Raw genomic sequence first — 4,333 nt, 5'->3', positions numbered from 1 at the left:
GATTTTAAATCACCCTAACCTTCCTTCAGTCTTGTCTTATGGTACTCTGGCTGCTTAAAAACTGTCCGAACTATTGAGTTAAAGGAGTGTAGACTAATCGATCGTCAGCAAGGTTATCAGGCGTACCGCGATTATCCAGAACAATGTTACCTCCTTCCGCAGAAACGCTGTCAAATGCTTCTACGGTTATGACATCTCCATTAGGGTCACTGTCGTTAGCTAAAACATTTATACTAACGGCGATGTTCTGGTTCGTTGTGACGTTGTCATTTTCCGCTGTGGGAGGAGTATTCGCAGACCCGGGCGGTAAATTGATGATGTTGAGCAAGATGCTCACCAAGTCCTCATTTGTTGTGGTCTTAAGGAACTCGCCCCCAGTGGTGTCTGCTATATCCTCAAGGGCAGACGTATTAGTGCCATTAGGGCCAGTGAATATTGTAAATATTTGCACTTGTGCAGTTGTCGGATCCGTCGGATCGGGAGTGATGGGATCGTCATCGTCGGATGGCACAAATGGGAAAGGGGGATTAGCGTTGGGGTCACCTGGGTTACTTCGTTGTTGTGTACTGCTCGAACCGTTATCTCCCAACGCAAGGGTAAAGGTATCGACTGAGCCGCCCGATCCGGCTACGGAGGAACGCGCTCCTACCGTGGCTCCAATACTACTAGCAAGGGCGTTCACTTGGCTAGCTAGGGCGCCGTCTTTCGCTGGTGCGTCTGTAAATAGAGCGATCCGAAGCACGCCTGCGCCAAACCTCCATTGCCCCATAGACCCGTCTAGTGCAACACGAAGCCCGTCAAAGGCTGTCTCCGGAGTGTCGCCACCACCGCCTACAGTGATGCTATTTATTGCTGCAAGTGCGGCGGCTTTTCTGGCGGCAAAGTCGTCTTGATTTGTAAACGGGAGAATAACCTGTGACGGTTCCCCACTGATACTGTCCTTAAACCCGACCACCCCAATGCGACCATCGTTCTTGCCGCCAGCGAATACTGCATCAATAAGTGAAGATGCCTGCGCTTTCACACTTCCTATTGATGAACCCATGCTGCCTGTAGTGTCGATCACAAGAGCGAAATCGGTTTGGAAGGTAAGACCACCCTTTGCAAGTTTGTATGTCTGACCGCCGTCAAACTGCACGAATTCGACGTATTTGAGCGTATCTGAACCAGCGTCCTTTGCACCGCGCGCGTTGCTAACTGACCAAGAATCGTCTGAATTTTTCTGGATGTCGTAGTCAAGTGGCGTCCCAAAATAAACTGCGGTGTCTGTACCAGCGCCTCCGTTCAACGTATCATCCCCGCCAGCGCCGAACAAAAAGTCATTGGCGTCACCAGACCGAAGAGTGTTAGGGGATGGCCCTCCGATCAGCAGGTCGTTCGACGTACCGAGTGAAGCCGAACTTATGTCAGCGTTCTCACTTCTGGCGGCATCTATCGCCACGCCGTTTGTATACTCATAATTGAGTTTGTGGAGGGTTCCATCCCTGTCGTATGCAAGGAAAGAAACCTGTTCGGGAAGACCAAGCTCCTTGTAAATCTGATTTACAAACTTAACATTATCTCCTTTGAAATCTAAGGGCGTCACATTATCTAGTTTTCCGGTCAGCGCATGACCGAGCTCGTGCACTAAACTCGTGACTAACGTATCTTTTACGGCTTTGCCAGTCGGAGTGATGTAACTTGCATTATTCAACCTTGCCAAATCAATTTCCAGTCTGCCCGTGCTGGCAGCAGGGACCTGAAACTCGCCCGACATGAATTTTATGTCTATTATGTTCCCGGCATTAATCCAATTGTCGAACATAGTCTTAGCTGTGGACGAACCGTCGTAAGCTGTTTGCAAAGCAGCAAGGATCGCTGTCTCTTGGGTGGGAGTAAAACCCGTGAACGTCGTCTTTTGAGAAAATGTCCAAGCCATAATTTTTTTCCTTAATCAAGAAGGTTGTTAACACGGTATCGATCGAGGCTGAATAGGTTTTTGAGATCCAGAACGCTTTCGTAGCGGATCTCAGTTTTTGCTGATGTGAAAAATTGGTCAACCAGAGCCTTGGTAAGATCGGTATATCCGCTCGCTGCCTTCCCAACAGCGGAGTTAAGAGCGGAGGCCACCATCCCGGAGAAAGGACCGCGCGTGCTTTGAAACGCATTGCGAAACAGCCAAAGGATTTCTGGTGGCAAGCGCTTTGAAATACTGGCTTGGCCGGCAGAACTAGCTTCTGGAGACGGTACAACCAGCACAGAGTCCGTGTAATCTTGTACAAATTGCCTGAAGATGGGCTCATCAATCGGAACCATAGGATTGGTGGGCGAGGCACGTATGCCCGACATCAGTGTTTGATCGAGCAGAAACTGTCGTTCGCTCCAGAGGAACACGGCACGCACAACGAGCCTGGGCGATCGGCTGAACGTGAGTTTTACCCAAGGACTATCCAAATACCTGGTACCATTAGATTGTGTACGCTCTAAGTTGAACGGTCCTTCGATTGGCGGACTCACAGATGTGACCAGCCGACGGTAAACGAAAAAAAGCTTGACTTCTGGAGAACTTTTCAAATCCCCGTGGCACTGAGCCATTCCGTCAATCTTGGCCCTGACGTGTTGGGAAATTGTAGTTGCATAGTTCTTGAAAGGTGAATCCGGCAAACTGTCAACGGACGTGCCAGAAAACTGCCTCCCGCCCGTTTCGTCGATACTCTGAATTGAAGTTTGCACATTTTGGCAGCTCTGCTGAGAGTACGTACTTTTCATCGCGAACACGTTGATTAGTAACGAGGCCATAAATATTATGGCGATAGTCTTGTACGATCGAATTCTTAAATTGAGTGGCATCATGAAACTGTTCCCTCAACTTTCTTGTCCAAATCAACGTCTAACACGTCTTAATTTTGATGTTTGCCAAACCAACTCCTTTTAGCTCTTTGAGAAAAATAAGTGTTGCAATGAAATGAATTAAGGATCTCTGCCTCTTCGGAGGTAGTATAACCCGTGAACGTCGTTTTTTCCGAAAAGCTCCAAACCATGATTTTTTTCCTTAGTGAAGTCGGTTAACCCGGTATTGATCGAGGGTGAATAGGTTTTTGAGATCGAGAACGCTTTCGTAGCGGATCTCTGTTTGTCCTGATGTAAAAAATTGGTCAACGAGAGCCTTGGTAAGATCGGTATATCCGATCGCAGCCTGCGTAAGGATGGAGTTAAGAGCGGAGACTACTTCCACCTGGAACGCAGATAAGCTGCTTTGTCGCGCATTACGAAACAGCCAAAATATTTCTGGTGGCAAGCGCTTTGAAATACTGGCTTGGGCGGCAGACTGGGCTTCTGGAGACCGTACAGCCAGCACAGAGTCGTAATCTTCTACAAATTGCTCGAAGATGGCCCGATCGATCGGAACCAGAGGATTGGTGGGCGAGGCACGTATGCCCGACATCAGTGATTGGTCGAGCAGAAACTGTTGTTCGTTCCATAGGAACACCGCACGCACAACGAGCTTGGGCGATCGGCTGAATGTGAGTTTTACCCAAGGACTTTCCAAATTCCTGGTATCATTAGATTCTGTACGCTCTAAGTTGAACGGTGCTACGATTGGCGTGGATGTGACCAGCCGACGGTAAACGAAAAAAAGCTTGACTTCTGGAGAACTTTTCAAATCCCCGTGGCACTGTGCCATTCCGTCAATCTTGCCAGAGACGTGTTGGGAAATTGTAGTTACATAGTTCTTGAAAGATGAATCGTACAGGGACGTGGCAGAAATCCACCTCCCGCCCGTTTCGTCGATAATTTGAATTGAAGTTTGCATATTTTGGCAGCTCTGCTGAGAGTACGTGCTTTTCATAGCAAGTACGTTTATTAGTAACGAGGCAATAAATATTATGGCGATCGTCTTGTGAGATCGAATTCTTAAATTGACTGGCATAATGAAACTCTTCCCTCAACTTTCTTGTCCAAATCAACGTCTAACGCCAATTAATTTTGATTTTTGCCAAACCAACTCCTTTTAGCTCTTTGAAAAAAAGAAGTGTTGCAATGAAATGAATTAATTTATCGATTTATTTGTTTTTATGGCGTTGCTTAATCAGGGTATAAAAAAAATAAGTTTAACATCCAGAAGCTTTGTGGATACTGGTTTCTATGACTGGCATATTTAGCCTTTCATACCGTAAATCAGCAACGCCGTTTTTATTGCGTAATATCTAGCAACTACTAGTCATTGCCATCCTGAGCAACTCGATAAGCAAGAGCAACCATACCTCTTATCTAATAACTGTAGTTTAGACTAAAAAATGAGCGCAGCTAAAAGTAGCCACCTTTGAAGCTCAGGCAAGCTGTTGCTCAACAA

General features: G+C 47.0%; 3 protein-coding genes. All 3 read right to left on the bottom strand.

Features of this window, described 5'->3' with window-relative positions; genetic code table 11:
- Positions 1 to 70: 70 nt before the first annotated feature.
- The 3 genes from QUA02_RS32770 to QUA02_RS32760 all read right to left on the bottom strand — a co-directional run bounded on the left by QUA02_RS32770 (position 71) and on the right by QUA02_RS32760 (position 3,793).
- On the bottom strand, positions 71 to 1,918 hold the full coding sequence (locus tag QUA02_RS32770; RefSeq protein WP_333033893.1) for an Ig-like domain-containing protein: 1,848 nt from the start codon (positions 1,916 to 1,918) through the stop codon (positions 71 to 73).
- A gap of 11 nt (positions 1,919 to 1,929) precedes the next feature.
- Positions 1,930 to 2,832, bottom strand: a complete 903-nt coding sequence (locus tag QUA02_RS32765) for a hypothetical protein (RefSeq protein WP_333033892.1) — start codon at positions 2,830 to 2,832, stop codon at positions 1,930 to 1,932.
- 199 nt (positions 2,833 to 3,031) lie between these two features.
- Complete coding sequence (locus QUA02_RS32760) at positions 3,032 to 3,793, bottom strand: hypothetical protein (RefSeq protein WP_333033891.1); 762 nt, start codon at positions 3,791 to 3,793, stop codon at positions 3,032 to 3,034.
- Positions 3,794 to 4,333: the final 540 nt, after the last annotated feature.

Source organism: Microcoleus pseudofavosus SVA1_A4 (assembly GCF_036700565.1).
Lineage (GTDB): Bacteria > Cyanobacteriota > Cyanobacteriia > Cyanobacteriales > Microcoleaceae > Microcoleus.
The sequence above is the reverse complement of the archived record's forward strand: the minus strand, read 5'-3'. Positions and strand labels throughout refer to the sequence as shown.

What these genes read in the sequence shown, in the direction of transcription:
- QUA02_RS32770 (WP_333033893.1), bottom strand. Translation starts at nt 1,918, where the DNA reads ATGGCTTGGACATTTTCTCAAAAGACGACGTTCACGGGTTTTACTCCC.
- QUA02_RS32760 (WP_333033891.1), bottom strand. Translation starts at nt 3,793, where the DNA reads ATGCAAACTTCAATTCAAATTATCGACGAAACGGGCGGGAGGTGGATT.
- QUA02_RS32765 (WP_333033892.1), bottom strand. Translation starts at nt 2,832, where the DNA reads ATGATGCCACTCAATTTAAGAATTCGATCGTACAAGACTATCGCCATA.